Annotated in this window: 23 protein-coding genes; 19 read left to right on the top strand and 4 right to left on the bottom strand. The window is 73.0% G+C overall.

Annotated elements, in window-relative coordinates:
• Positions 1 to 11: 11 nt before the first annotated feature.
• Complete coding sequence (gene sucD, locus ACFY3I_RS28505; RefSeq protein WP_365283893.1) at positions 12 to 896, top strand: succinate--CoA ligase subunit alpha; 885 nt, start codon at positions 12 to 14, stop codon at positions 894 to 896.
• Between the two features lie 209 nt (positions 897 to 1,105).
• Here the strand turns inward: sucD and ACFY3I_RS28510 are convergent, their stop codons facing one another.
• A complete protein-coding gene (locus ACFY3I_RS28510; RefSeq protein WP_390863755.1) occupies positions 1,106 to 2,074 on the bottom strand; it encodes an RNA polymerase sigma factor in 969 nt (322 codons plus the stop codon).
• Here ACFY3I_RS28510 and ACFY3I_RS28515 point away from each other — a divergent pair.
• On the top strand, positions 2,045 to 3,829 hold the full coding sequence (locus ACFY3I_RS28515; protein ID WP_390863757.1) for a DUF6350 family protein: 1,785 nt from the start codon (positions 2,045 to 2,047) through the stop codon (positions 3,827 to 3,829). The genes ACFY3I_RS28510 and ACFY3I_RS28515 overlap by 30 nt on opposite strands.
• Positions 3,830 to 3,844: 15 nt before the next feature.
• Here ACFY3I_RS28515 and ACFY3I_RS28520 read toward each other — a convergent pair whose 3' ends face one another.
• Positions 3,845 to 4,654 carry a hypothetical protein gene (locus ACFY3I_RS28520; protein ID WP_390863759.1) on the bottom strand — a complete coding sequence of 270 codons (810 nt, stop codon included), beginning with the start codon at positions 4,652 to 4,654 and terminating at the stop codon, positions 3,845 to 3,847.
• Positions 4,655 to 5,013: 359 nt separating this feature from the next.
• Between ACFY3I_RS28520 and purN the strand changes: the two genes are divergently transcribed.
• Together purN and purH are read left to right on the top strand one after the other, a co-directional pair.
• Entirely contained in the window at positions 5,014 to 5,643 is a 630-nt protein-coding gene (purN, locus tag ACFY3I_RS28525) for a phosphoribosylglycinamide formyltransferase (protein WP_365283901.1), read from the top strand.
• Positions 5,640 to 7,205 carry a bifunctional phosphoribosylaminoimidazolecarboxamide formyltransferase/IMP cyclohydrolase gene (gene purH, locus ACFY3I_RS28530; protein WP_390863761.1) on the top strand — a complete coding sequence of 522 codons (1,566 nt, stop codon included), beginning with the start codon at positions 5,640 to 5,642 and terminating at the stop codon, positions 7,203 to 7,205. Before purN ends, purH begins: the two co-directional genes overlap by 4 nt.
• Before the next feature lie 103 nt (positions 7,206 to 7,308).
• Here purH and ACFY3I_RS28535 read toward each other — a convergent pair whose 3' ends face one another.
• A complete protein-coding gene (locus ACFY3I_RS28535; protein ID WP_390863763.1) occupies positions 7,309 to 7,911 on the bottom strand; it encodes an RDD family protein in 603 nt (200 codons plus the stop codon).
• Positions 7,912 to 8,141: 230 nt separating this feature from the next.
• Here ACFY3I_RS28535 and ACFY3I_RS28540 point away from each other — a divergent pair, with 230 nt between their 5' ends.
• The 6 genes from ACFY3I_RS28540 to ACFY3I_RS28565 all read left to right on the top strand — a co-directional run bounded on the left by ACFY3I_RS28540 (position 8,142) and on the right by ACFY3I_RS28565 (position 14,067).
• Complete coding sequence (locus ACFY3I_RS28540; protein ID WP_390863765.1) at positions 8,142 to 8,996, top strand: bifunctional methylenetetrahydrofolate dehydrogenase/methenyltetrahydrofolate cyclohydrolase; 855 nt, start codon at positions 8,142 to 8,144, stop codon at positions 8,994 to 8,996.
• Positions 8,986 to 9,414, top strand: coding sequence for a DUF3017 domain-containing protein (locus tag ACFY3I_RS28545; RefSeq protein WP_365283910.1), 429 nt, complete (start codon positions 8,986 to 8,988; stop codon positions 9,412 to 9,414). Before ACFY3I_RS28540 ends, ACFY3I_RS28545 begins: the two co-directional genes overlap by 11 nt.
• A 288-nt stretch (positions 9,415 to 9,702) precedes the next feature.
• Positions 9,703 to 10,164, top strand: coding sequence for a helix-turn-helix domain-containing protein (locus ACFY3I_RS28550; RefSeq protein WP_390863766.1), 462 nt, complete (start codon positions 9,703 to 9,705; stop codon positions 10,162 to 10,164).
• A 216-nt stretch (positions 10,165 to 10,380) separates the two neighbouring features.
• A complete protein-coding gene (locus ACFY3I_RS28555; protein ID WP_390863768.1) occupies positions 10,381 to 11,433 on the top strand; it encodes a helix-turn-helix domain-containing protein in 1,053 nt (350 codons plus the stop codon).
• A 344-nt stretch (positions 11,434 to 11,777) separates the two neighbouring features.
• On the top strand, positions 11,778 to 12,767 hold the full coding sequence (locus tag ACFY3I_RS28560; protein ID WP_365283916.1) for a malate dehydrogenase: 990 nt from the start codon (positions 11,778 to 11,780) through the stop codon (positions 12,765 to 12,767).
• Between the two features lie 460 nt (positions 12,768 to 13,227).
• Positions 13,228 to 14,067, top strand: a complete 840-nt coding sequence (locus tag ACFY3I_RS28565; protein ID WP_390863770.1) for a hypothetical protein — start codon at positions 13,228 to 13,230, stop codon at positions 14,065 to 14,067.
• A 9-nt stretch (positions 14,068 to 14,076) separates the two neighbouring features.
• Here ACFY3I_RS28565 and ACFY3I_RS28570 read toward each other — a convergent pair whose 3' ends face one another.
• Entirely contained in the window at positions 14,077 to 14,763 is a 687-nt protein-coding gene (locus tag ACFY3I_RS28570; RefSeq protein ID WP_390863772.1) for a siderophore-interacting protein, read from the bottom strand.
• 299 nt (positions 14,764 to 15,062) lie between these two features.
• Between ACFY3I_RS28570 and ACFY3I_RS28575 the strand changes: the two genes are divergently transcribed.
• The 9 genes from ACFY3I_RS28575 (at position 15,063) to ACFY3I_RS28615 (ending at position 26,171) form a co-directional block, all read left to right on the top strand.
• Positions 15,063 to 16,820 (top strand): hypothetical protein, encoded by a 1,758-nt coding sequence (locus ACFY3I_RS28575; protein ID WP_390863848.1) that lies wholly within the window; start codon positions 15,063 to 15,065, stop codon positions 16,818 to 16,820.
• Positions 16,810 to 17,160 carry a hypothetical protein gene (locus ACFY3I_RS28580; protein WP_390863773.1) on the top strand — a complete coding sequence of 117 codons (351 nt, stop codon included), beginning with the start codon at positions 16,810 to 16,812 and terminating at the stop codon, positions 17,158 to 17,160. Before ACFY3I_RS28575 ends, ACFY3I_RS28580 begins: the two co-directional genes overlap by 11 nt.
• Before the next feature lie 533 nt (positions 17,161 to 17,693).
• The gene (locus ACFY3I_RS28585) at positions 17,694 to 18,554 is read left to right on the top strand and encodes a hypothetical protein (RefSeq protein WP_390863775.1); all 861 of its coding nucleotides are present in this window, start codon (positions 17,694 to 17,696) and stop codon (positions 18,552 to 18,554) included.
• Between the two features lie 162 nt (positions 18,555 to 18,716).
• The gene (locus tag ACFY3I_RS28590; protein ID WP_365283928.1) at positions 18,717 to 18,881 is read left to right on the top strand and encodes a hypothetical protein; all 165 of its coding nucleotides are present in this window, start codon (positions 18,717 to 18,719) and stop codon (positions 18,879 to 18,881) included.
• Positions 18,882 to 18,904: 23 nt separating this feature from the next.
• Positions 18,905 to 19,669 carry a DUF2637 domain-containing protein gene (locus ACFY3I_RS28595; protein ID WP_365283930.1) on the top strand — a complete coding sequence of 255 codons (765 nt, stop codon included), beginning with the start codon at positions 18,905 to 18,907 and terminating at the stop codon, positions 19,667 to 19,669.
• A gap of 164 nt (positions 19,670 to 19,833) precedes the next feature.
• Entirely contained in the window at positions 19,834 to 21,345 is a 1,512-nt protein-coding gene (locus ACFY3I_RS28600; RefSeq protein WP_390863777.1) for an aldehyde dehydrogenase family protein, read from the top strand.
• Between the two features lie 67 nt (positions 21,346 to 21,412).
• Positions 21,413 to 22,939, top strand: a complete 1,527-nt coding sequence (locus ACFY3I_RS28605; protein WP_390863779.1) for a GMC family oxidoreductase — start codon at positions 21,413 to 21,415, stop codon at positions 22,937 to 22,939.
• Positions 22,939 to 24,237 (top strand): glycine betaine/L-proline ABC transporter ATP-binding protein, encoded by a 1,299-nt coding sequence (locus ACFY3I_RS28610; RefSeq protein WP_390863781.1) that lies wholly within the window; start codon positions 22,939 to 22,941, stop codon positions 24,235 to 24,237. The genes ACFY3I_RS28605 and ACFY3I_RS28610 overlap by 1 nt, the downstream gene beginning before the upstream one ends.
• Positions 24,237 to 26,171 carry an ABC transporter permease gene (locus ACFY3I_RS28615; RefSeq protein ID WP_390863782.1) on the top strand — a complete coding sequence of 645 codons (1,935 nt, stop codon included), beginning with the start codon at positions 24,237 to 24,239 and terminating at the stop codon, positions 26,169 to 26,171. The genes ACFY3I_RS28610 and ACFY3I_RS28615 overlap by 1 nt, the downstream gene beginning before the upstream one ends.
• Position 26,172 lies beyond the last annotated feature (1 nt).

Below are 26,172 nucleotides of genomic sequence, written 5' to 3' on the forward strand. Positions count from 1 at the left end.
CAGAACACACCATGGCTATCTGGCTCAACAAGGACAGCAAGGTCATCGTCCAGGGCATGACCGGCGCCACGGGCATGAAGCACACCAAGCTCATGCTGAGTGACGGCACCAACGTCGTGGGCGGCGTCAACCCGCGCAAGGCCGGTCAGAAGGTCGACTTCGACGGCACCGAGGTACCGGTCTTCGGCACCGTCAAGGAGGCCATCGAGGCCACCGGCGCCAACGTCTCCGTCATCTTCGTGCCGGAGAAGTTCACGAAGGCCGCGGTCGACGAGGCCATCGACGCCGAGATCCCGCTGGCCGTCGTGATCACCGAGGGCATCGCCGTGCACGACTCGGCGGCCTTCTGGGCGTACGCCGGCAAGAAGGGCAACAAGACCCGGATCATCGGCCCGAACTGCCCCGGCATCATCACCCCGGGCCAGTCCAACGTCGGCATCATCCCGGGCGACATCACCAAGCCGGGCCGTATCGGCCTGGTCTCGAAGTCCGGCACGCTGACGTACCAGATGATGTACGAGCTCCGTGACATCGGCTTCTCCACCGCCGTCGGCATCGGTGGCGACCCGATCATCGGCACCACGCACATCGACGCGCTCGCCGCGTTCCAGGACGACCCCGACACCGACCTGATCGTCATGATCGGTGAGATCGGCGGCGACGCCGAGGAGCGGGCGGCCGCGTTCATCAAGGAGAACGTGACCAAGCCGGTCGTCGGCTACGTCGCGGGCTTCACCGCGCCCGAGGGCAAGACCATGGGCCACGCCGGCGCCATCGTCTCCGGTTCGTCGGGCACCGCCCAGGCGAAGAAGGAGGCCCTGGAGGCCGCGGGCGTCAAGGTCGGCAAGACCCCGACCGAGACGGCGAAGCTGGCCCGCGAGCTCCTCGCCGGCTGACCAGCTGCGTGACTGAACGCCGGTAGGCCCGTCCCCGCATCGGGGACGGGCCTACCGGCGTTTCACCCACCCGGGCCGACGCCCCGTCAGGGGCGCGGGGAACTGCGCGAGCCCCCCAGCGCGCCCGCGCCCGCACTCGCGCCCCCGCCCGCGCCCGCACTCGCGCCCCCGCCCGCGTCCACCGCTCGCGACCGCGCCCGGCCCCCTCGCTACCGCGCCACCGGCGCCAATCTCTCCGGCCCGTTCTCGGCCGCCTTCCGCAGTTTCGCCTGCAGCGCCCGCTCACCCGCCGACAGCGGCCCCAGCCCCACCTCCGCCGGTACCCCGCTGATCGCCTGCGCCGGGCCGATCGGCGCCTCGTAGTGCGTCGGCGCCGTCCGTAGCGTGAGCGTCGTCGCCGCGATGATCGTCGCCGTGAAGGCGAGCGCGGACCGGGTCCAGAAGCGGGTCTGCCGTTCGGCGCAGGTCCGCACGGCGGGCGGCTGGGCCGACCGCAGGGTCTCGGCCGAGGCCAGTTCGGCCATCCGGCGGTTCAGCGCGGCCGGGTCCGCCAGCTCGGGGAGCTGGTCGGCGACCGCCTGCCGGGCGTGGGTGAGCCGCCGCGCCGCCGCCGGAGTGCTCGCCTCCGTCTCCGCCGCGGTCTCCGGCAGGTCGAGGCCGACACCGTCGTACAGCAGGAGGGTGCGGCGGTACGACGGCGGGAGCTGCAGGAGCGTCTCCAGCAGCGCGCGGTCCGCGGCGCCGGCCGGCGGGGCCTCGGGCTGCCGGTAGCGCAGCCGGAACCGGTGCCAGGGCGAGAGCGCGCACTCGTGCGCCACCGCCCGCACCCAGCCGGCCGGGTCCCGGTCGCGGGCCACCTGGGGCCAGTTCTGCCAGGCGAGTTGGAAGGCCCGCTCGACGGCCTCACGTGCCAGCTCGCGGCGCCCGGTGAGCAGATAGGTCTGCCGTACCAGGGCCGGGGCGCAGAACGCGTAGAGGGCGTCGAAGGCCTGAGTGGGCGTCAGGGCAGTGGACGGTACGGCCTCGTCGGCGGGGACAGGGCTCTGCGTCACCGGGCGCACCTTCCTTCGAAAAAACACATAAACATATATTGGGCGACACTTCGGTGGTTCGCCCGTTACGCCGGAAAAGCGCGTGTCGTTGGGAGCATGGCCGTCGTGATCCGGATGCCCGCCCACCGACCGCCGTCGGCACCTCCGCCGCGCCCGTCGCGCCCGCCGTTCCTGTCGCTCCTGCTCAGCCGGTTGCTCGACCGTTCCCCCGGACTGGGCGCGAGCCTCCTGGGCGGAGCGATCGCGGCCGGGCTCGGACTCGCCTGCTCCGCCGTGCTGGTGATGGCGCTGTGGGTCAGCTCGCCCTATCCCGACAGCGGACCGGGCGGCGCACTGCATCTCGCGGCGGCCCTGTGGCTGCTCGCCCACGGGACCGAACTGGTGCGCACCGACACCCTGTCCGGGATGCCGGCCCCGGTCGGGGTGACACCGCTGTTGCTGCCGTTGCTGCCGCTGCTGCTGGTCTACCGGGGGGCACGGGAGGCGGTGGACGCCTCGGGTGACGGCGGCGACGGGCGCGGCGACGGGTACGACGACGGGTACGGCGACGGGGACCGCCTCGACGCACCGCCGCCGATCCGGGCGCGCACGGCGTGGACCGGAGTGGTGGCCGGCTACCTCGGTGTCGGCGGCTGCGCCGCGTTGTACGCCTCCGGCGGCGAACTGCGGCCCGTGTGGGGATGGGTGGCGGTGTGTCTGCCGCTGCTCGCGGCGGTGGCGGCGGGCGCCGGGGTGTGGACGGCGTACGGCCGTCCGCGTGAGCCGCTGCTGAGCCTGGTCGCGGAGCTCCCGGCCCCGGTACGGCGGCTGCTGCTGGGCCGCGACACCCGGGTGCGGTGGGGCACCGCGGTCCGCGCCGCCCTGGCCGGGGTCGCCGTGTTCTTCGGCGGCGGGACGCTGCTGCTCGCGGTCTCGCTGGTGCTGCACGGTGTCCCGGCCCGGACGTCGTTCCTGCAGCTGACGGAGGGGTGGACGGGCCGGTTCGCGGTTCTGCTGCTCTGTGTCTCGCTGATCCCGAACGCGGCGGTGTGGGCGGCGTCGTACGCCGTCGGCCCCGGTTTCGTGCTCGGTGCCGGCCACGTCGTCAACCCCCTGGCCGCCGACCCGGCACCGCTGCTGCCGCCGTTTCCGCTGCTCGCGGCCGTCCCGGCGCACGGGCCCGGCATGCCGCTGAACTGGCTGGCCGGGGTGGTGCCGGCGGCGGCGGCCGTGACGACGGCCTGGTTCGTGGTGAGCCGGGCGGTCCGACGGCGCTGGGCGGCCGGGCGCACGGCCGGGGTGACGGTGCTGGCGGCCCTGCTGTGCGCACTGCTGCTCGCGGCCCTGGCCGAGCTGTCCGGCGGCCCCCTGGGCGTCGCCGCGCTGGCCCGCTTCGGTCCGGTCTGGTGGCAGACGGGCGCGGCGACCGGAGCCTGGCTGCTCGGGGTCGGCGTACCGGTGGCCCTGGTGCTGCGGGCCTGGCGGGGACTGGGCCCGGTCTCGCTCGCGGCCTGGCTGGGCTTCGGCAAGCAGCAGTCGGTGCAGCAGCCGGTGGAGCGGTCGGTGCGGCAGCAGGGGCGGCAGGCGGGACAGGAGCCGACGCCGGAGAAGAAGGAGGGGACGCCGGCCCCGCCCCCGGTGATCGTGCTGCTGCCCGACCAGGGCGACGGTGACGCTTACGAGGCGCTGCCCGCCGAGCCGTACGAGATGCGGCGGGCCGCCCCGCCGCCGCCCGCCTCCGGAGCCCGGCAGGACGACACGGCCCGCGAGGCCCGGTGGGCGGCGCTGCGCGAGGCGTCCGAGCCGTCGGACGGCCCGGACGGCCGGGGCGGTTCGGACGGTTCGGACGGCCGGGGCGGTTCGGACGGTTCGGACGGCCGGGGCGGTTCGGACGGAACCTGATCCGGGGTCCGGACCTCAGCTGTTCGTGGTGCCCAGGACGGTGCGGAGCTCCTTCGGGAGCAGGTGGTCGCAGGACTGCTTGGCCTGGTTGGTCAGGGAGTCGGAGACGCAGGTGTAGTAGTCCCGGTAGACCATCTGGGCCGTGAAGGTGGCCGCCACCAGGGCCAGCGCCAGCGAGGCCGTGACCAGACCGCTGATCGCGGCCGTCGTCTGCGGCCGGCCGACGGTGGTCGCGGTGTTGGCGGCGTTCGCCTCGGCCGCCGCCTCCTCGGGGCTGCGCGGCTTGGCGCGGAGCGCGCTGACGCCCCAGTAGATCCCCAGGGCACCCAGCAGCAGGGCCACGTAGGGCCAGCCGAAGAGGGCGAAGAGGAAGGCCCACATACCGCTCAGCAGCGCGTACCGGGCCCGGCGCTGGGCCGGATCCGTCGGGTCCCAGCGCATCCCGGGGACACCGGGGCCGCCCTGGCCGCCGCCCCCGGGACCGCTCTCGTCGGGACGCCTGCCGAAGCCGCCGGACTGCCGGCCGGGCTGGCGGTCGCTCCACCGGCTGCCCCACGGTGACTCGCCACCGCCACCGCCACCGCCACCGCCATCGCCGCCGTCGCGGTCCCGGTCACCGGCCGGGCGGCGCGGCTGCCAGGGCTGGTCCGGTGTGCCCTCCGGCGGCGGGGCGAAGGGGTTGTCGGCCTGCTGGTCGCCCTTCGGCCGGTCCGAGGGCGCCTGCGGCGGCGAGGTCGGCCGCTCCCGCAACAGCACGGCGAAACGCGTCCCTCCCTGCACCGACTGCGGGGGCAGGGTACGAAGTCCCAGGCTGCGGTCCGGCATCAAGTGAGCGTCTTCCCCTAGATCAAGATGAACAGAGCTGATGGCTGAGGCTGGCTTGCGGATACGACTGCGCGGCTCCAGCCGATGGCTCCGGCTGATCGCTACCGCGGACGAAACGGCTGGTTACTTCCTGAACGCGTCGTATCCCGCGCGCGTTCCCGCCTCGGGTACCTCCCAGACGCTACCTTCCGGCCACGCCCCCGTCCCGTGGGGGCCGTCCGGTGTGCCGGTATCGTTGCTGACGGTCGGCCGCTTCGTAGACTTCCCCGTATCCCGGGGCGCGAAGCACTCGTATGAATGTACAAAGCGGGTGCGGGGCCGGCCGCCGTACCGACGCTCCCCCGAGAAAGGGCCCCGCCGTGGCCGCCAAGCCCGTGGCCAAGCGCCTCGTCGTGCTGGTCTCCGGATCCGGCACCAACCTCCAGGCGCTCCTCGACGCGATCGCGGCGACCGGCGCCGAGGCCTACGGCGCCGAGGTCGTCGCCGTAGGGGCCGACCGCGACGGCATCGAGGGGCTCGCGCGCGCCGAGCGCGCCGGGATCGCGACCTTCGTGACCAGGGTGAAGGACTTCGGGACGCGGCAGGAGTGGGACCGGGCGCTGGCCGAGGCCGTCGCCGCCCACCGGCCCGACCTCGTCGTCTCCGCCGGGTTCATGAAGATCCTCGGGAAGGAGTTCCTGGCGCGGTTCGGCGGGCGGACCGTGAACACGCACCCCGCCCTGCTGCCCAGTTTCCCCGGGGCCCACGGTGTGCGGGACGCGCTCGCGTACGGGGCGAAGGTGACCGGCTGCACCGTCCACTTCGTCGACGACGGCGTCGACACCGGGCCGATCATCGCCCAGGGGGTGGTGGAGGTCAGGGACGGGGACGACGAGGGCGCTCTGCACGAGCGCATCAAGGAAGTCGAGCGAAGCCTGCTCGTCGAGGTCGTGGGGCGGATCGCCCGCAACGGCCATCGCATCGAGGGACGAAAGGTGTTTATCCAGTGACCGCCGAGAGCAACAAGCGGCCCATCCGACGGGCGCTCGTCAGCGTCTACGACAAGACGGGGCTCGAAGACCTCGCGCGCGGGCTGCACGAGGCGGGCGTCGAACTCGTCTCCACCGGCTCCACCGCCTCCCGCATCGCCGCCGCCGGGGTCCCCGTGACCAAGGTGGAGGAGCTCACCGGCTTCCCGGAGTGCCTGGACGGCCGGGTCAAGACCCTGCACCCCAAGGTGCACGCCGGCATCCTCGCCGACCTGCGTCTGGAGAGCCACCGCAAGCAGCTCGACGAGCTCGGCGTGGCCCCCTTCGACCTCGTCGTCGTCAACCTCTACCCGTTCCGCGAGACGGTCGCCTCGGGTGCCTCGCCGGACGAGTGCGTCGAGCAGATCGACATCGGCGGCCCCTCGATGGTCCGCGCCGCCGCCAAGAACCACCCCTCGGTCGCCGTGGTCACCAGCCCCGAGCGGTACGCCGACGTGCTCGCCGCCGTCGCCGCGGGCGGCTTCGACCTCGCCACCCGCAAGCGGCTGGCCGCCGAGGCCTTCCAGCACACGGCGTCCTACGACGTGGCGGTCGCCTCCTGGTTCGCCTCCGAGTACGCCCCGGTCGACGAGTCGCGGTTCCCCGACTTCCTCGGCGCCACCTGGGAGCGCGAGAACACCCTCCGCTACGGCGAGAACCCGCACCAGCCGGCCGCGCTCTACGTCGACGGGAGCGGCGGCGGCCTCGCCAGGGCCGAGCAGCTGCACGGCAAGGAGATGTCGTACAACAACTACACGGACACGGACGCCGCCCGCCGTGCCGCGTACGACCACGACGAGCCGTGCGTCGCGATCATCAAGCACGCCAACCCGTGCGGCATCGCGATCGGGTCGGACGTCGCCGAGGCGCACCGCAAGGCGCACGCCTGCGACCCGCTGTCGGCGTTCGGCGGGGTCATCGCCGTGAACCGGCCGGTCAGCAAGGAGATGGCCGAGCAGGTCGCGGAGATCTTCACCGAGGTCATCGTGGCGCCCGACTACGAGGAGGGGGCCCTGGAGGCCCTCGCCAAGAAGAAGAACATCCGGGTGCTGAAGGCGGCGGGCGCCCCCGCCAACCCGGTCGAGGTCAAGCCCGTCGACGGCGGGGTGCTGCTCCAGGTCACCGACCGGCTGCAGGCCGACGGCGACGACCCGGCCAACTGGACCCTGGCCACCGGCGAGGCGCTGAGCCCGGAGGAGCTGCGCGAGCTCGCCTTCGCCTGGAAGGCCTGCCGGGCCGTGAAGTCCAACGCCATCCTGCTCGCCAAGGACGGTGCCTCGGTCGGCGTCGGCATGGGCCAGGTCAACCGCGTCGACTCCGCGAAGCTCGCCGTCGAGCGGGCGGGGGAGGAGCGGGCACGCGGCTCCTACGCCGCCTCCGACGCCTTCTTCCCGTTCCCCGACGGCCTGGAGATCCTCACCGCGGCCGGCGTGCGGGCGGTGGCCCAGCCGGGCGGTTCGATGCGTGACGAACTGGTCGTGGAGGCCGCGAAGAAGGCGGGCGTGACGATGTACTTCACGGGGACGCGGCACTTCTTCCACTGAGCGGCCGTACCGGCTCCGCGGAGCGGCCGCGCCGGGACCGGGAACGCCAGGGCCGTGCCCCCCACCGGGGGGCACGGCCCTTGGGGTACGTGACGGCGGACGATCAGTTGCTGCGGATCACGATCGTGCCGCACACCTTGTCGGCGAACGTCTGGCGCTTGGCGTCCCACGCCGGCCACAGGTAGCCGAGGTAGCAGGGCAGGCTGTCCAGGAAGTGGGCCAGCTGGCGCACGAAGGCCATGCCCGCACCGATCGGCTGGCCGGTGTCCTCCTTGAGCGTGCGGGTACCGACCACCTTCTTGCCGATGGTCTGACCGGTACGCCCCTCCTGGACGATCTGGTAGATGAACAGACCGATCAGGACGAGGAGGCCGACGATCATCAGTGCCGGGACGCTCTTGGCGCCGCCCACGACCACGAGGATGTACGGAATGCCCAACACGATCGTGTCGATCAGCCTGCTCAGGAAGCGCCAGCCCCAGTTCGCGTACGGCGGCATCGCGCCGTAACCCTGCTGCGGGTAGCCGTAGCCGCCCTGCTGCGGGTAACCGGGCTGCTGCGGGTAGCCGTAACCCTGCTGCGGCGGCACGCCCTGCGGGGCCTGCTGGTAGCCCGGCTGCCCCTGCTGCGGGTAGCCGTAACCGGGCTGGCCCTGCTGCGGGTTCTGCGGCTGACCGTAGGGGTTGTTGGGCGCGCCGAAACTCATGGCCGTTTTCCTCCGTTGGACCTGCGGGGACGTCGCGGAAAGGCACGGAGGTACGTCATGTTCTGAGCGGTTTGCCCCCCAACCGGACCGCGCTACTGCGCCGCTCATCGTTTAGTAATGGCGAGTTGTTGTCCAGCCCGATTCGCGAGGTGTTGTGCAAGTGCAACATCATTGATCATGACCGCACACCCGATTGGCAACGGGAGACCGGCATCCGCGAGGATGGAGCCATGACCGCCCAGATTCTCGATGGCAAGGCCACCGCAGCCGCGATCAAGTCCGATCTGACCGCCCGCGTGGCGGTGCTGAAGGAGAAGGGCGTCACGCCCGGCCTCGGCACGATCCTGGTCGGGGACGACCCCGGCAGTCAAAAGTACGTCGCCGGCAAGCACCGCGACTGCGCCCAGGTCGGCATCGCCTCCATCCAGCGTGAGCTGCCCGCCACCGCCACCCAGGAGGAGATCGAGGCCGTCGTCCGCGAACTGAACGACGACCCCGCGTGCACCGGCTACATTGTCCAGCTTCCGCTGCCCAGGGGCATCGACGAGAACCGCATCCTGGAGCTGATGGACCCGCACAAGGACGCGGACGGCCTGCACCCGATGAACCTGGGCCGCCTGGTGCTCGGCGAGCCCGCCCCGCTGCCCTGCACCCCCAACGGCGTGCTGACCCTGCTGCGCCGCCACGGCGTCGAGATCAAGGGCGCGGAGGTCGTGGTCGTCGGCCGTGGCGTGACCATCGGCCGCCCGATGCCGCTGCTGCTCACCCGGCGCAGCGAGAACGCGACGGTCACCCAGTGCCACACCGGCACCCGTGACCTCTCCGCCCACCTCCGGCGCGCCGACATCATCGTCGCCGCGGCCGGCTCGCCGCACCTTATCCGCGCCGAGGACGTCAAGCCGGGCGCGGCCGTCCTCGACATCGGCGTCTCCCGCAACGCGGACGGCAAGATCGTCGGCGATGTGCACCCCGACGTCGCCGGGGTCGCCGGCTGGCTCTCCCCGAACCCCGGCGGTGTCGGTCCGATGACCCGGGCCCAGCTGCTCGTCAACGTGGTCGAGGCGGCGGAGCGCAGTGTCGGCTGACCGCGGGCACGGACAGGATGCGGGACGCCGGACGACCCGGCGGTTCCCGCTGTTCACGCGCGACACCGCGCGCCCCGAGGGGGGCGGCAGGGCCGCGTCCGGAGACCTGCCGGCGCCGGCCCGTCAGTGGCCGCTGCTGGTGGTGCTGGCGACCGCCGCGGTGGGGCTGCTGCTGACCTCGCTCGACCAGTTCCGGGTGGGCGCGCTGCTGATCGGCGCGGCGCTGCTCGCCGGGGCGGTGATGCGGTGGGTCCTGCCCGGCGTGGGGATGCTGGCGGTGCGCTCCCGGTTCACGGACATCGTCACGTACGGGGTGCTGGGCCTGGCGATCGTGCTGCTGGCGTTGATGGCGCAGCCGAAGCCCTGGCTGGTGATCCCCTACCTGAAGGACACGCTGCACTTCACGATGAAGAGCTGAAGGACCCGCACTTCACGATGAAGAGCCGAAGGACCCGCCGTCCGCCTCCGGGCGGGCGAGAGGCGGCCCGTCCCCTCCCCCGAGGAGGACGGACCGCCGTCGGGTTTCAGCCTTCCCATCGCACGGCGGCTGTTCAACGGCTGTCCGCGGGCTGTGGCACAGAGGTGACAGTTCCGCTACGGACCGTCCGCACTGCCACAGCCTGCGGGAACCGTCCGGCGGCCGCCCGTCGTCACCCGGTCTGAACTGGCAACGAACTGGCAACGCGGGACGCCGTGGAGGTGCGTGATGGGCGGCTGGCAGCCGCTGCCGGAAGGGCTTCCGGCGGAGGTGCGGCACTTCGTGGAGCAGTTACGGCTCCTCAAGGACGACACCGGACTCAGCCTGGTCGCCCTCGGCGCCCGTACCGCGTACAGCAAGTCGTCCTGGCAGCGGTACCTCAACGCCGTGCAGCCGCCGCCGCGGCAGGCGGTCGCCGCCCTGTGCCGGGTGGCCGGCCTCACCGGCGCCGACGCCGAACGGCACACCGTGCGCTGGGAACTGGCCGTCCAGGCCTGGCCGCGTCCGGCGAACGAGCCGGAACCGCCGCCCGGCGCCGGCGGCTACGAGGACGACCCCACGCTCCCCTGGTGGGACCGCCCGGAACCGGAGCGGGCGCCCCGCTTCCACGGCCGGCTGCTGCCCGCCGCCCTCCTGATCCTGCTCGTCCTGCTGCTCATGGCGGTCGTCGGCGCCGTGGTCCTCGGGTGAACCGGGTCCGCCGTGACCCGGGAGGCGGCGGCCGGACGACCGGTGTGCCGATGTGCCGACAAGTTCACGGATAGGTGACGAAGCCGACTCGCAAGCGGGCTAACGTGTCCAACCGGGGCGATTCGAAGGCCCGTTGGACCGCTTCGCGGTCGGCGTGCGACCGTGCGCGCGGGCGGCGCCACGCGCCAGGGGAACGCGGGGGGAAGAGGGGGAACCATGCCTCGTTGGAAGGCCCTGCCGGATGAACTCGATCCGCAGGTGAAGGAGTTCGCGACACAGCTGCGACGGCTCGTGGACCGCGCCGGGCTGGGTGTCGCGGCCCTGTCCGACCGCACCGGCTACAGCAGGACGTCCTGGGAGCGGTACCTGGGCGGACGCCTGCTGGCACCCAAGGGTGCCGTCGTCGCGCTCGCCGAGGTCACCGGCACCGATCCGGTCCATCTCACCACCATGTGGGAACTGGCCGAACGGGCCTGGAGCCGGTCGGAGCAGCGGCACGACAGGACGATGGAGGCGATCCGGATCTCCCAGGCGCGCGCCGCGCTGGGGGAGTTCGGGGAGCCGCCGGTCCCCTCCGCGTCCACCGCCACCGCCGGGTCCGGGGCGCCGCGACGGACCGGCGGCGCGGTCGCGACGCCGGGGGTGGCCGGTCCGGCGGGCGTCTCGCCCACCATCCCGCCGCAGCCGACGGCACCCGACGCGAACCGCCGGGAGGGTACGGGGTCACGGGGGCCCGCCGCGCCCGAGCGGCCCGCGGCCCCGGCCGGCGGCGGTCGCCGCCGGCTGACCATGTTCCTCGCGGGGGTCGTCGGCGTCGCCGTGGTGATCGCCGCCGTCCTCTCCCTCGCCGGGCACCACGGCGGCCACGGGAAGAAGAAGCGCAGCGTCGCCGTCTCGTCCGCCCCGTCCGCCGGCACCGGGGCCGCCCTGCCCGCCGGCGTGCGGTGCGCGGGCGCCGGCTGCACCGGCAAGGACGCGGAGGCCATGGGGTGCAGCGGCGACCTCGTGACCACCGCCGGTACGGTCACGCTCGGCGCGACCACCCTGGAGGTGCGCTACAGCCGCACCTGCGGGGCCGCCTGGGGCCGGATCACCGGCGCCGCCCGGGGCGACTCGGTGCGGGTCACGGCGGGCGCCGTCACGAAGCGCGGCGACATCACGGCCGCCGGTGACACCATCGCGTACACGCCGATGGTCGCGGTGCGGGACGCGGAGCAGGCGAAGGCCTGCGCGACGCTGGCGTCGGGGCGGACGGGGTGCACCTCGTAGAAAATCCGTACGTCCGGGCATGCCGCGGTGATTCCTGGGCACGCGAAACCGTACCCCCCACGGGAGTCCGGATTCCGGTACCCCCGGATGGCGGCCGTCCCGTCTCTCCCTCTCCCGGACGGGCCGGCCGCCTCTTTCCGGGTCCGCCGGGCCGGCGGCCGCCGGCGGTTCACGGACCGTCTCTGTGGGGTGGGCCACACCCACCCCTCCACGTCCGGCATCCGGAATGCGCGATAGCCTGACCGGTGGATCTCTTGATGCCGAGAGATCGATCATTTGTACGTCCGCACCCCAGGGCACCCAGGGCAAGGACGCCCACCGCCAGCTGTCATACGGAGAACGCCATGACCCGCACTCCCGTGAACGTCACCGTCACCGGCGCGGCCGGCCAGATCGGTTACGCCCTGCTCTTCCGCATCGCCTCCGGCCAGCTGCTCGGCGCGGACGTGCCGGTCCGCCTCCGCCTCCTGGAGATCACGCCCGCGCTCAAGGCCGCCGAGGGCACCGCCATGGAGCTCGACGACTGCGCCTTCCCGCTCCTGTCGGGCATCGACATCACCGACGACCCGAACGTGGCCTTCGACGGCGCCAACGTCGCCCTCCTGGTCGGCGCCCGCCCGCGCACCAAGGGCATGGAGCGCGGTGACCTCCTCGAGGCCAACGGCGGCATCTTCAAGCCGCAGGGCAAGGCCATCAACGACCACGCGGCGGACGACATCAAGGTCCTGGTCGTCGGCAACCCGGCCAACACGAACGCGCTGATCGCGCAGGCCGCCGCGCCGGACGTACCGGCCGAGCGGTTCACCGCGATGACCCGCCTCGACCACAACCGCGCGCTGACCCAGCTGGCGAAGAAGACCGGCTCCACGGTCGCCGACATCAAGCGCCTGACCATCTGGGGCAACCACTCCGCCACCCAGTACCCGGACATCTTCCACGCCACGGTCGCCGGCAAGAACGCCGCGGAGGTCGTGAACGACGAGAAGTGGCTGGCCGAGGAGTTCATCCCGACCGTCGCCAAGCGCGGCGCGGCCATCATCGAGGCCCGTGGCGCGTCCTCGGCGGCCTCCGCCGCGAACGCCGCCATCGACCACGTCCACACCTGGGTCAACGGCACGGCCGACGGCAACTGGACCTCGATGGGCATCCCGTCCGACGGCTCCTACGGCGTCCCGGAGGGCCTGATCTCCTCCTTCCCGGTCACCACCAAGGACGGCGTGTACGAGATCGTGCAGGGCCTGGAGATCAGCGAGTTCTCCCGCGCCCGCATCGACGCCTCGGTGCAGGAGCTGGCGGAGGAGCGCGACGCGGTCCGCGCCCTCGGCCTCATCTGAGCCCCCCGCGCCCAACGGGCCCCGCTCCGGTTTCGTCCGGAACGGGGCCCGTTCCCGTTTTCGCCGCTACCGTCGAGAGAGGCGGGCGGCGCGGTGAATCGGGGGGTTCGCGATGAGCGACGGAGACGGCCGGTCCGGGAACGGCCGGGGGAGCGAGCGGCCGGAGGGGCGACGGCAGCCGGATCCACCGGAGTCGGAGGAACCGAGCACACAGAGGTGGCCGACGGTGAACCCGTGGCACACGGGCGTCCCGGAGAGCCCGTGGCAGACGGAGCGCACCGGCGAGCCCGCCCCGCCACCGCCCGGGCAGGATCCGCCACGACCCCGCGGTCCGGCGGCACCCGGAGAGCCATGGCGACCGGCCTGGCCCCCGACACCGCCCCCGGGTCTGCCCCCGGTCCCGCCAGCGTTCCGGGGGCCGTCCCCGACCGTGCCGGGTTCCGCGGCGGCGGAACCGACGGTGGACGGTGGCCGTCATCCCGCCGTGCCGCCGGAGCAGGCGCCGTGGGGCTCGGTGCCGCCCCCCTGGTCGGCCGCTCCGACCTCGCCCGGGCAGCCGCTCGCGGCGACGCCTCCGCCGGCCGGGTACGTCCCACGCCGGCGGGCCGGCCGTGCGCTCGCCGCCGTCCTGGGGCTGGTTCTCGTCGCCGGCCTCTCCGGGCTGGGCGTCTGGTACTTCGGCCGGGCCGGCGACGAGCACACCGGCGCCGGCCCGGGCCCGTCCGTGCGGGTGAGCGACAGGACCACGTCGTCGTCGGGAGCCCGGTCCACCGACACGGCGACCACCCCCAGCCACGGTCCCACTCGCAGCCACGGCCACACTCCCAGCCCCACCTCCTCCGTCGTCACCGGGTACCGCGTCGCGCACGATCCCGTCGGGTACACCCTCGACGTGCCGCAGGGGTGGACCCGGCGGCAGCAGCAGGGGGAGAAGGCGCCGGTGGTGTACTACGACTCCCCGTCCGACGGACGCCAGTTGCAGATCTTCGCGCTCTCCGAGGCCACCCCGGCCGAGTCCCTGGACCTCGCCGAGCACGACCCGGGTTACGGATTCGCCGGGCAACCCGGCTACCGGCCCGGCACCCGCGCCTCCGGCGACACCTGGGCGGAGCTCTCGTACCGCTACGACGACCGGGACAAGGGTGCCCGCCAGGTCGTCGACCACCGCTTCCGGGCCGCCGACGGCACCCTGTACGCGATCCGTTCCAGCGGTCCCGGAGATCTGCCCGCCGGCCTGGTGCGGGAGCCGCTCACCACGGCGCTCGACTCCTTCTGCCCGGCCGGCGCCCCGTGCTCCTGAGCGCCGGGCTCACTCCATCCCCTTCCTGCCCGGCGTCCAGAACGGCTTGGTGAGCACCGCCCGCCGGTCCCAACCCGCCTCCTGGACCAGCACCTTGCGCACCGCCTGCACGTCCCGCGCCTCGCCGGCGACGTACGCGATGCCGCCGGGTTCGGGGGCGAGCCGGCGGACCGCCTCCGGCAGCGTCGTCTCGCCGCGGAGCACCCAGTCGAGGCTGTCCGCGTGCGCGACGGGCAGCCGGTCGGCCTCGGTCGCCGTCTCCACGCAGCCGGAGACGGCGGCCTCCTCGGGCAGCGCCGCGAGCATCGGGCCGAACGCGACCGAGGCCGTCTCGTCCCCGACGAAGACGTGGTGGGGGGCCTCGGGGCGCAGCGTGAACGTCCCCTCCGGCCCGCGCAGCCGCACCTGGTCGCCGACGCCGGCCGTGCGCCCCCACCGGGCACCCGGGCCGCCCTCGGGGTGGTCCAGCACGCACAACTCGACCACGCCGGACGGGTCGTAGTGCCACACGGAATACGTACGCAGGGTCAGGCCGGAGACCAGGACCCGCACCTGCTGACCGGGCCGGACGTCGAGACCGGCGAGCTGGTCGCCGTCGACGCGCAGCCGGCGGATGCGCGCGGTGATCTGTTCGGCCTCGGTGACGGTGCCGCGCAGGGTCAGCAGGTCGAGGACGGGGTTCAGCAGAGCGGGCATGGAGGGGCTCCTCAACGGGCCGTATGGTGAGGGGAGTTGCTCAGGCACCGGATGAACGCGATAGTACGCGTTCCCGGGTGGACGCGATAGTACGTGTCGGGTGGCTCTCCCGGTGTCCGACCGCCACCGCACCGGCACCGTCACCGCGAGGACCGGCTGCCGGCCGACTTCTGACCTGCGGCGACTTCGGGCAATTCCGTGCCACCGGTCACGGCCGCCGCTCTATGCTGCTGCCCTGTCAACTCAACGTCCGGCAAAGCACATCCGGCATCGCACGTCACACGCTTCGGGGGATGGTCGTGAGCACTGCCTACGTGCCGCAACAGCCACAGCCGGGAGCGCCCGCGGGAGCCCCGCAGGCGCTGCCGCCCACACCGCCCTACGCCAGCGAGGCCACCCGGCTGCTGTGCGCGGGCACCTACCTGGATTCCGGATACCGGGACCGGGTCATCGAGGAACTCCACCTCAACGAACAGCGGATCGCGGCGCCCTCGCTCGGCTTCGACGCCGCCCGGGTCCTGGCCCACGCCCTGCGCGCCCGCCGCCACGAACTGCTGTGGGCCGCGGCGATCCTCGGCCTGTGGGTGGTGGGGCTGCCGCTCAGCGGCGGCCTGCTCGTGTTCTTCCTGGTGCCGGGCATCGCGCTCGCCGTCGCGCCCTGGATCAGGGGCCGCGCCGCCCAGCCCCCGCTGTACCGGCTGGTCGCCGCCTTCCTGGTCCGCTGGTGGGGCCGGTTCTTCTACGCGGCGGCCCTGATCGTGACCCTCGTCGTCGCGTTCGGCGGCGGCTCCGACAGCAGTTCCTCGTACGACTCGTACGGCTCCGACGGGTACTACGGCTCCAGCTACTCCGACTCCACGAGCTTCGGCGACCTGCTCACCCCGGGCCTCGGCGACATCGGCGGTCTGACGGCGGCCTGGCACGCCTGGCTCACGCTCGCCGTGTTCGCCGGCATCGCGGTGTGCGCGCACGCCCAGCGCACCCAGTTCACCCGGGCGCTGGCCGGTGAACTCTCCGCGCAGCGCTTCCCGGACGCGGCGAGCGACCCCGCCGAGAAGGCCGAGAACCCGCGGTTCCAGCGGCTCAAGCAGCGCATCAGGATCGAACAGCACGCGCCGCTGATCATGTACAACGAGGCCGACCCGTTCTGCGGGGCGGGCTCCGCCTACGACACCTGGGTGCTCGCCGTCGAACTCCGGCCGGACGAGCTCAAGAAGGAGCGGCAGCCGCTCAGCAACCGGGCGATCCTGGAGCGGATCCGCCCGCTGCTCGAACAGCTCCGGCTGCCCGCCGAGTTCGCGGGCCCCGGCAACCGGGACCGGCTGCGCCAGCTGGAGATCGACGAGTGCGTGTTCCTGCCCACCGAGGGGCTGCTCACCCGGGACCAGGCGCCCTACCTCCCGCAGGCCTTCGAGGAACACCGGGCGCGGGCGGTCGAGGAGGGCGCCGAGAAGCGCCGGCACTTCCTGCGGATCCGCGTCGGCGGATGGGAGGAGGAGGTCGTCGTCACGGTGTTCGTGCGCATCCACACCCAGGGCCGGATGCTCGTGCTGGAGATCGCCCCGCACGTCCTGACCCCGGTCCGCGCGGACTTCAAGGGCGCCGACCGCACCGCGCACCGGTTCCGCAACAACAACTGGGCCGGCAAGGCGGCCGCCGCGGCCGCCCTGATCCCGGGCTCGGTGGGCCGCTCGCTCGGTCAGCTGGGCCGGGGCGGGCTGTACCTCTGGCGACTGCTGACCGGCGGCCACGCCGGCGCGCTGCCGGAGGGGCCCGCGCTGTCGGTGCGCGAACTGGGCGCGGTGGAGGTCGGCTCCCACTTCCAGGAGATGGACGTCGTCCGGTACCTGCGCAGCATCCAGGACCGGGTGACGAACGGCGTACGGGCCGCGCTCGCCGAAGCCGGTTACGAGACCGGCGAGTTCGTCCAGAAGATCGTCAACAACAGCACCAACGTGAGCATCGACCGGGTCGAGGGTTCCACCTTCGCCCTCGGCAGCCACGCCACCGCCGTCAGCAACACGACGCAGAAGGGGCCCGACAGCAATGGCCAGTGACGAGCCGCAGGTCAACCTGGGCAACATCTCCGGGAGCACGTTCGCCATCGGCAGCCACGCGCACGCCGAGAGCCACCACCACGGCGCCGCCGCCTCCTCGGTCGACCAGGAACTCCTGGCCGCGGTCCAGGAGTTGCGCAAGGACCTCGGGCGGCTGACGGCCACCGAGCAGACCACGGCGCTGGACACCGCGCTCGCGGACACCGAGGAGGAGATCACCCGCACCGGCCAGGCGGGCCCCACCCGCCGCGAACGCCTGCGTGACCTCCTCACCGACTCCCAGAGCCTCGTCAATCTGGTGGCCTCGGCGGGCGCCCTGGCCGGCCTGCTGGGTAGGTGAACGAGCCGATGACCGACGGGGGCGGCGGAGCACGGTACTGGAACGAGGAGACGCAGCGGTGGGAGGACGGCGCCGAGGTGGAGTGGTGGTCGGACGGCGGCCACGGCTGGACGGCGGCCACCCACCTCGAACCGCCTCTGACGACGGAACCGTCCCCGACGACGGAACCGTCCCCGAAGCCGCCGACGCCGCGGCGGCCGCCGAGCCCCCCGACGCCGCCGCAGCCGCCGAGCACCCCGCCCACGGCCTGGCCGCCCGGAACACCGACCCCGGCCCGTCCGCCCGAACGGCCCGCACCGGCAAGGTCGCCCGAGGGTCCGGCGCCGGCATCGACAGGCCTGCCCGAAGCGCCCGCACCGACCCCGACCCGTTCGCCCGGCCTGCCTGCGCCGGCACAGCCGTCCGGCGCGCCCGCGACGCACCCCGGGGCTCCCGCGCCGCCCGAGGCGTCCGCACCGCCCCCGCCCCGTTCGCCCGAGCCGCTCGCGCCGACGCCGTCGCCCGAGGGGCCGGTGCCGGTCCGGGATCCCGGAGTGCCGGAGTCGGTGTGGCCGCCACGTGCGTCCTCGACCGCGGCGGCGCCCACGGTGCCGGTGCCGCCGCTGGGCGGGAGTCCCGCCTGGCCGTCCGCCCCCGGCTGGGATTCCACCGGGCAGTTCCCGGCACCGGAGCCGGCCCGGCGGCCCGGGCGCAGGCTCGTCTGGTCCGTGGTCGTGGGAGCCGCCGTCGTCGGTGTGGCCGTGAGCCTGGTGTTCACCCTGGTGGTCGGCAAGGACGACGGCCACCGCAGGTCCGCCGCCTCGGCCGGCCCGACCCACTCGCCCTCGCCCACGAAGGCGTCCGAGTCCCCCACGGACACCGGCTCCCCGTCGTCCTCCCCGTCGCCGTCCGCCTCGGCCCCGCCCGCCGGATACGAACTGCGCGACGACAGCGAGGGCTTCCGGATCGCCGTACCCGAGGGCTGGTCGCGGTCCACCGTCGACTCCTCGTACGGCATCGCGGTCGTCAGCTACCGCAGTCCCGACCGCGAGCACCGGCTGCAGGTGTACCAGGTGGCCGAGGAGTCCCCGAAGGCGTCCTTCGAGCTCTACCTCTCCGACCAGACCCCCAAGCCGGACGGCTTCGAGGAACTCGGCCTGACCGACCTCGACGACGGCCGGTTCACCGGTTCCCGCCTGGAGTACCTGGCCGCCACGATCAGGGGCGAGCCGGACGTCGGCACCTGGCACGCCGTCGACGAGCGGTTCGTCGCGCCGGACGGCAACATCTACGCCGTCGCCTCCTACGGTCCCGACTCCGACGGCCGAGCCGACGAACTGGCCCACCTCACGACGGCGGTGGACTGGTTCTGCCCGCCGAACACGGTGTGCGACGCGGACCCCGCCGTGGACTGAGGGCCCGCCGCGCCCGGTCGGGATCCTCGTTCATCTCATTCCAGTATTCGCGGAATGTAATTGCCTGCCTGTAATTCATAGATCCTCTTCCGGGTGACCCAATTCCCCCGAACGCCTCAAGCCCCGCCCCGTGTGACGGTCGTTAAGGTGACTGTGACGCGATTGGACTGGATCACCGCCGAAGACCACCCGACCACCGCGCTCCGCTGGCCCGGCAGTATGGATATCACCTCATGCTCGGACCTCCTCGATGATTTCCTGACGAGAATCAAAGTGCTGGAAAATGATTATCGGCGGACGTTGGCCGATCTGTACGCGGCGTTCTGAAGCAGGGTGCGGAGGTTTTATCGATGGACGGGATTCAGCGCGATACGGGTCTCTACGACCACCCCGGTCTCTATGACCATCCAGGTCTTCACGACCATCCCGGCCGCTACGAGCACCCTGGCCTCTACGACCATCCGGGCCTCTACGACCACGCCTGGGGCACCCAGGACCACGCCTGGAACGCCCAGGAGCCGACCGTCGCGGCGAACGACTGGGATCCGGTCGAGGAACTCGCGCAGATGCTGTCCACGCCGACCGGCGTGAGCTCGAGCACGGCCCCGACCCTGCTGGACGTGCCGAGGCAGCGCAGGAGCAGCCGCCGGCGGGTCCGCCAGGACTCGCACCTGCTCGACGGCGGCCGCAGCGTCACCCACATCACGTTCCTGATCGCGGCGGTCTCGCTGTGCGCGGTGTGCATGCTGACCTGGTCCGTCTGCTACTCCTACGGACAGCTGCGCGGCATCGCCTCGTCGATGCTGCCCGCGGGACTGGCCCAGTACTGGCCGCTGACGGTGTACGGCCCGTGGTTCGTGGCGGCGCTCTCCGTCCTGCGGGCCACCGCGCAGCGGCGGAGCGCCCGGCGGTCCTGGTGCGTGGTGCTGGCGGCCTCCGTGGTGGCCGTGGTGCTCTGTGTCAGCCACTCGTCACACGCGTTGTTGTCGTTAGTCATTTTCGGGATTCCGCCGGTGACTGCCCTGGTGTGCTTCTGGGAACTCGTCGGCCAGATCTCGGTCAAGAGCAGGCCCCGGCACGCCACGAACGACGAGCCGGCGAGTTCCGCACCCTGAGTGTGCCTTTTTGTCCTGTTCCGTCCGACTGTTCCGTGAAGCAGCGCACTTTCGACCGCCGATTGCGCATGCAATCCGGGTCCGAGGGCATGCGCTGACGGTCCCCGAGTGTGACTCCTCGTTCACGCAAGGGCATCGAACAGGAACGGAAGGCAACACCGATCATGGCGGACCGAACGGCACAAGCGACCATCCAGGTCGGAGGCGAGTGGCTCGAAGCCGTCTCCGGCGCGACCCGCGAGATCATCGACCCCGCGGACGGCCGGCCCTTCGCCGTGGTCGCCGAGGGTGACGAGAAGGACGCGGAGGCGGCGGTGGCCGCCGCCCGGCGCGCCTTCGACACCGGCGACTGGCCCCGCACCCCGGTCGCCGAGCGCGCCGCGCTGCTGCGCCGGGTCGCCGACCTGCTCGTGCGCGACCGCGAGGAGCTCGGGCTCCTGGAGAGCCGGGACGCGGGCAAGACCGTCGAGGAGGGCCGGGTCGACATCGACTGCGTCGCCGACGCCTTCCGGTACTTCGCCGACCTGGTGGCGGCCGAGGGCGCGGGCCGGGTGGTCGACGCGGGCTCGCCCGACGTCCACAGCGTCGTCGTCCACGAGCCCGTCGGTGTCTGCGCCCTGATCACGCCGTGGAACTACCCCCTGCTCCAGGCGAGCTGGAAGGTCGCTCCGGCACTGGCGGCGGGCAACACCTTCGTGATCAAGCCGAGCGAGATCACCCCGCTGACCACCGTCGCGCTGATCGAGCTGCTCACGGAGGCCGGGCTGCCGGCCGGAGTCGCCAACCTCGTCACCGGCCCCGGGCACAGCGTGGGCGCCCGCCTCGCCGAGCACCCCGACGTCGACCTGGTCTCCTTCACCGGTGGGCTGGTCAGCGGGGTCAAGGTCGCCCAGGCGGCCGCCGTGTCGGTCAAGAAGGTCGCCCTCGAACTCGGCGGCAAGAACCCCAACGTGGTCTTCGCCGACGCCTGCGCGACCGAGGAAGGCTTCGACACCGCGGTCGACCAGGCCCTCAACGCCGCCTTCATCCACAGCGGCCAGGTCTGCTCGGCCGGCGCACGGCTGATCGTCGAGGAGCCGGTCAGGGAACGGTTCGTCGCCGAACTCGCCCGCCGGGCCGCCCGGATCCGCCTCGGCCGCGGCACGGCCGACGGCGTCGAGTGCGGCCCGCTCGTCTCCGAGCGGCAGCGCGCCAGGACCGAGGAGTACGTGGCGTCGGCACTGGCGGAGGGCGCGGTGCTGCGCTCCGGCGGCAAGCGCCCCGAACCGTCCGCCGACCGCCCCGAGACGGGGTACTTCTACGAGCCGACGGTCCTCGACCAGTGCCACCGGGAGATGCGGGTCGTACGCGAGGAGGTCTTCGGACCGGTCCTCACCGTGGAGACCTTCCGCACCGAGGACGAGGCCGTCGCCCTCGCCAACGACACCGAGTACGGCCTGGCCGGCGCCGTCTGGACCGCCGACGCCGGCCGTGCCCGCCGGGTCGCGGGGCGGCTGCGGCACGGCACCGTCTGGATCAACGACTTCCACCCCTACCTCCCGCAGGCGGAGTGGGGCGGCTTCGGAAAGAGCGGCACCGGCCGCGAGCTGGGGCCCGCCGGACTCGCCGAGTACCGCGAGACCAAGCACGTCTACCAGAACCTCGCGCCGCGCCCGGTGCGCTGGTTCGCCGGCTGACCCCCCACCCCGCCGCCGTACGCGAAAAGCCTCACCGAGGTCCCCCGAAGCCCTTGGAGCACCCCCGATGTCCCAGTCCCACACCTACGACTACGTCGTCATAGGCGGCGGAACCGCAGGTTCCGTCATAGCCTCCCGCCTCACCGAGAACCCCGACGTCACGGTCGCCGTGATCGAGGGCGGCCCCAGCGACGTCGGCCGCGACGACGTCCTCACCCTGCGCCGCTGGATGGGCCTGCTCGGCGGCGAGCTGGACTACGACTACCCGACCACCGAGCAGCCGCGCGGCAACTCGCACATCCGGCACAGCCGGGCCCGCGTCCTCGGCGGCTGCTCGTCGCACAACACGCTCATCGCCTTCAAGCCGCTGCCCTCCGACTGGGACGAGTGGGAGGAGGCCGGCGCCGAGGGCTGGGGCGCGGTCCCGATGGAGGCGTACTACGCCCGCCTCCTCAACAACATCGTCCCGGTCGACGAGAAGGACCGGAACGCCATCGCCCGCGACTTCGTCGACGCGGCACAGGAGGCGCTGGGCGTCCCGCGCGTGGAGGGCTTCAACCAGAAGCCGTTCACCGAGGGCGTCGGCTTCTTCGACCTCGCCTACCACCCCGAGGACAACAAGCGCTCCAGCGCCTCGGTGGCCTACCTCCACCCCGTGATGGACGAGCGGCCCAACCTGACGATCCTGCTGGAGACCTGGGCGTACCGGCTCCAGCTGGACGGCACCCGCGCCGAGGGCGTGCACGTACGCACCAAGGACGGCGAGGAACTGCTGATACGGGCCCGCAACGAGGTCGTGCTGTGCGCGGGCGCCGTCGACAGCCCGCGGCTGCTCCTGCACTCGGGCATCGGCCCGGCCGAGGACCTTCAAGCCCTCGGCATACCGGCCGTGCTCGACCTGCCGGGCGTCGGCGAGAACCTCCTCGACCACCCGGAGTCGGTGATCGTCTGGGAGACGGACGGACCGATCCCCGAGAACTCCGCGATGGACTCCGACGCGGGTCTGTTCGTGCGCCGCGACCCCGAACACGCGGGCCCGGACCTGATGTTCCACTTCTACCAGATCCCGTTCACCGACAACCCGGAGCGACTGGGCTACGAGCGGCCGGAGTTCGGCGTCTCGATGACCCCGAACATCCCCAAGCCGCGCAGCCGCGGCCGGCTGTACCTCACCAGCGCCGACCCTTCGGTGAAGCCCGCGCTGGACTTCCGTTACTTCACCGACGAGGACGACTACGACGGCCGCACCCTCGTCGACGGCATCCGCATCGCGCGCGAGATCGCGAAGACCGAGCCGCTGGCCGGCTGGCTCAAGCGCGAGGTGTGCCCGGGGCCGGAGATCCTCGGCGACGCCGAACTCGGCGAGTACGCCCGCAAGGTGGCGCACACCGTGTACCACCCGGCGGGCACCTGCCGGATGGGCGCGGCGGACGACGGACAGGCCGTCGTCGACCCGGAGCTGCGGATCCGCGGCCTGGACGGCATCCGGATCGCCGACGCCTCCGTCTTCCCGACCATGCCGGCCGTGAACCCGATGATCGGAGTGCTGATGGTCGGCGAGAGGGCCGTGGACCTGCTGAAGGGCGGTGCGTGATGAGCAGTAGCAGTAGCAGTAGCAGTAGCAGTAGTGGTACGACCCCTGTCTTCTCCGTCGACGGTCTGTGGAAGGTGTTCGGCCCCAAGGCCGACCGCGTCCCGGGCGACCCCGCACTGGCGGCCCTGCCGCCCGCCGAACTCCGCGAGCGCACCGGCTGTACGGCCGCCGTCCGCGACGTCTCCTTCGACGTGCGCAAGGGCGAGGTCTTCGTGGTGATGGGCCTGTCCGGCTCCGGCAAGTCGACCCTGGTGCGCTGCCTGACCCGGCTCATCGAGCCGACCGCCGGCACGATCGCCATCGACGGCGAGGACGTCCGCGCGATGGACAAGGGCCGGCTGCGCGAACTGCGCCGGCACCGCGCCGCGATGGTCTTCCAGCACTTCGGGCTCCTGCCGCACCGCTCCGTCCTCGACAACGTCGCCTACGGCCTGGAGATCCAGGGCGTGCGCCGGTCCGAGCGCCGCGAGCGGGCCGCGGAGGTCGTGGCCAAGGTCGGCCTCGACGGCATGGAGCAGCGCCGGCCCAGCCAGCTCTCCGGCGGGCAGCGCCAACGCGTCGGGCTGGCCCGCGCGCTGGCCGTGGACCCGGAGGTCCTCCTCTTCGACGAGCCGTTCAGCGCGCTCGATCCGCTGATCCGGCGGGACATGCAGGAGGAGGTGGTCCGCCTGCACCATGAGGAGGGCCGCACGATGGTCTTCATCACCCACGACCTCTCGGAGGCCCTGAAGCTCGGCGACCGCATCGCCCTGATGCGCGACGGACGGGTGGTGCAGCTGGGTACCCCGGAGGAGATAGTCGGCTCCCCGGCCGACGACTACGTCCGCGAGTTCGTCCGGGACGTACCGCGCGAGCAGGTGATCACGGTCGGGTCCGCGATGCGGGCGGCGCAGGCGGGGGAGAGCGGGACCGGCCCGGTGGTCGGCGCACGGTCCACGGTGGCCGAGGCGATCGACGTGGTGGCCGCGGCCGGCGTCCCGGCGCGGGTCGTCGAGGGGGACCGGTGCGTCGGCGTGGTCGACGCCGACACGCTGCTCGGCGTGGTGGCGAAAGCGGATGCGGGCAGTGCGTCGTCCGCGGGCAGTGGTGGGCCGGGCGCGCAGTTCCCCGCGCCCCTGGGTGGGGATGCGTGTCCTCCGTCGGAAGGTCCCGGAGCCGACCCGTCCTCGGGCGGGCCCGAAGCAGACCCAGCCGCGGGCGGTCGTGTCGCTGGGGCGGCACGGCTGGGCGCGGCGGCGCCGCGTGAACGCGGGCCAGTGGAACTCCCCGCCCCGCGCACCGACACGGAGGGGATCTGATGGCGACGATCAGTGTTCCGAGCCCCCGTCGAGTGACCCTTCCCGCGAGCCCGGCCGTGCGCAAGCTGCTCGCCCTGGCCGTGGTCGCCGCCGTCCTCGTCCCGCTCGCCGCCTCCCACTGGGCGTCCGCGGCCTGGCCGCACGGCCTCACCGTCGACCTCTCCAAGCCGCTGGCCGCCGCCAGCGACTGGGTCATCGACAACCGCGACACCCACCCCCTCTTCCTCTACTTCCTCGGCTACGTCAGCAACGCCGTCGTCCTCACCGTCCGCGTCGTCTACCTCGCCCTCCTCGCCGCGGGCTGGCCCGGCGTGACCGTGCTCGGCGCCGCCGTCGCGCACCGCGTCGCCGGCCCCCGGCTCGCCGCGGGTACGGCCGCCGCGTTCCTCGCCTGCGGTGCCCTCGGCATGTGGGTGCCGACGATGCAGACCCTCGCGCTGATGGTCGTGGCCGTCCTCGCGTCCGTCGCCGTCGGCCTGCTCCTGGGCCTCGGCGCCGGCCTCTCGGACCGGCTCAACCGCGCCCTGCGCCCGGTCCTGGACACCATGCAGGTGCTCCCCGCCTTCGCCTACCTCCTGCCCGTCGTCCTGGTCTTCGGCATCGGCGTCCCCGCGGCCGTCCTCGCCACCGTCGTCTACGCCGCCCCGCCCATGGCCAGGCTCACCGCCCTCGGCCTGCGCGAGGCCGACCCGGAGGTCCTGGAGGCCGTGGACTCGCTGGGCGCCACCCGCACGCAGCGGCTGCTGACCGCCCGTATCCCGCTGGCCCGCAGGGAACTCCTCCTCGGTCTCAACCAGACGATCATGATGGCGCTGTCGATGGCGGTCATCGCCTCCGTCATCGGCGCCGGCGGTCTCGGCGACCGCGTCTACCAGGCGCTCGCCTCGGTGGACGTCGGCGCGGCCCTCTCCGCCGGAATCCCGATCGTGCTGCTCGCGGTCGTCCTGGACCGGATCACCGCCGCCGCGGGCGACCGGGGTGACACCCGCCGGTCCCGGGCCGGCCTCCTCCACGCCCTCGCCGCCACCGTGGCCGTCGCCGTCGCCGCCCGCCTCCTCGACGGCCTGGACTGGCCCGCGGCCTGGACCCTGGACTTCGCCGAACCGGTCAACCGCGCCGTCGACTGGATGACCGCCCACCTGTACTCGGGCGTCCCGGTCGTGGGCGGCACCGCGGACTGGGCGGCGCACTTCACCACCTGGATCCTGGACCCGGTCCGGTCGGGCCTGCAGTGGCTGCCCTGGTGGTCGGTGCTGCTGCTCGTCGCCGCCCTGGCGTGGCTGATCGGCACCTGGCGCACCGCGCTCACCGCCGTCCTGGCGATGGCCGCGATCGGTGTGCTCGGGGTGTGGGAGGAGTCGCTGGACACGCTGTCCCAGGTCCTCGCGGCCGTCGCCGTCACGCTCGTCATCGGCTTCGCCACCGGTGTCGCCGCCGCCCGCAGCGACCGCGTCGAACGCGCCCTGCGCCCGGTCCTGGACGTCTTCCAGACCATGCCGCAGTTCGTGTACCTGATCCCGGTCGTCGCCCTGTTCGGCGTCGGCCGCGCCCCGGCCGTGGCCGCCGCGGTCGTCTACGCGCTGCCCGCCGTCGTACGGATCACCGCCCAGGGGCTGCGGCAGGTCGACCCCGCCGCCCTGGAGTCCGCGCGCTCGCTCGGCGCGACCGGACGGCAGCAGTTGTGGCAGGTCCAGCTCCCGCTGGCCCGGCCCGCGTTGCTCCTCGCCGTGAATCAGGGCGTGGTGCTGGTGCTCGCCGTCGTCATCATCGGCGGCCTGGTGGGCGGGGGCGCGCTCGGCTACGACGTCACCTTCGGTCTCGCCCAGGGCGATCTGGCGACCGGACTGGTGGCGGGGGCGGCCATCGTCTGCCTGGGCCTGATGCTCGACCGGGTCACCCAGCCCACGGAGCGCCGTACGGGGAAGGGAGCCTGAC

This window comes from Streptomyces sp. NPDC001068 (genome assembly GCF_042897315.1).
GTDB lineage: Bacteria > Actinomycetota > Actinomycetes > Streptomycetales > Streptomycetaceae > Streptomyces.

Excerpts from the sequence above, each read along its gene's own strand:
- ACFY3I_RS28570 (WP_390863772.1), bottom strand. The coding sequence starts at position 14,763 with ATGCCCGCTCTGCTGAACCCCGTCCTCGACCTGCTGACCCTGCGCGGC.
- ACFY3I_RS28615 (WP_390863782.1), top strand. The coding sequence starts at position 24,237 with ATGGCGACGATCAGTGTTCCGAGCCCCCGTCGAGTGACCCTTCCCGCG.
- ACFY3I_RS28540 (WP_390863765.1), top strand. The coding sequence starts at position 8,142 with ATGACCGCCCAGATTCTCGATGGCAAGGCCACCGCAGCCGCGATCAAG.
- ACFY3I_RS28520 (WP_390863759.1), bottom strand. The coding sequence starts at position 4,654 with ATGCCGGACCGCAGCCTGGGACTTCGTACCCTGCCCCCGCAGTCGGTG.
- ACFY3I_RS28580 (WP_390863773.1), top strand. The coding sequence starts at position 16,810 with ATGGCCAGTGACGAGCCGCAGGTCAACCTGGGCAACATCTCCGGGAGC.
- ACFY3I_RS28610 (WP_390863781.1), top strand. The coding sequence starts at position 22,939 with ATGAGCAGTAGCAGTAGCAGTAGCAGTAGCAGTAGTGGTACGACCCCT.
- ACFY3I_RS28535 (WP_390863763.1), bottom strand. The coding sequence starts at position 7,911 with ATGAGTTTCGGCGCGCCCAACAACCCCTACGGTCAGCCGCAGAACCCG.
- ACFY3I_RS28555 (WP_390863768.1), top strand. The coding sequence starts at position 10,381 with ATGCCTCGTTGGAAGGCCCTGCCGGATGAACTCGATCCGCAGGTGAAG.
- ACFY3I_RS28515 (WP_390863757.1), top strand. The coding sequence starts at position 2,045 with ATGGCCGTCGTGATCCGGATGCCCGCCCACCGACCGCCGTCGGCACCT.
- ACFY3I_RS28600 (WP_390863777.1), top strand. The coding sequence starts at position 19,834 with ATGGCGGACCGAACGGCACAAGCGACCATCCAGGTCGGAGGCGAGTGG.
- ACFY3I_RS28605 (WP_390863779.1), top strand. The coding sequence starts at position 21,413 with ATGTCCCAGTCCCACACCTACGACTACGTCGTCATAGGCGGCGGAACC.
- sucD (WP_365283893.1), top strand. The coding sequence starts at position 12 with ATGGCTATCTGGCTCAACAAGGACAGCAAGGTCATCGTCCAGGGCATG.
- ACFY3I_RS28560 (WP_365283916.1), top strand. The coding sequence starts at position 11,778 with ATGACCCGCACTCCCGTGAACGTCACCGTCACCGGCGCGGCCGGCCAG.
- ACFY3I_RS28595 (WP_365283930.1), top strand. The coding sequence starts at position 18,905 with ATGGACGGGATTCAGCGCGATACGGGTCTCTACGACCACCCCGGTCTC.
- ACFY3I_RS28550 (WP_390863766.1), top strand. The coding sequence starts at position 9,703 with ATGGGCGGCTGGCAGCCGCTGCCGGAAGGGCTTCCGGCGGAGGTGCGG.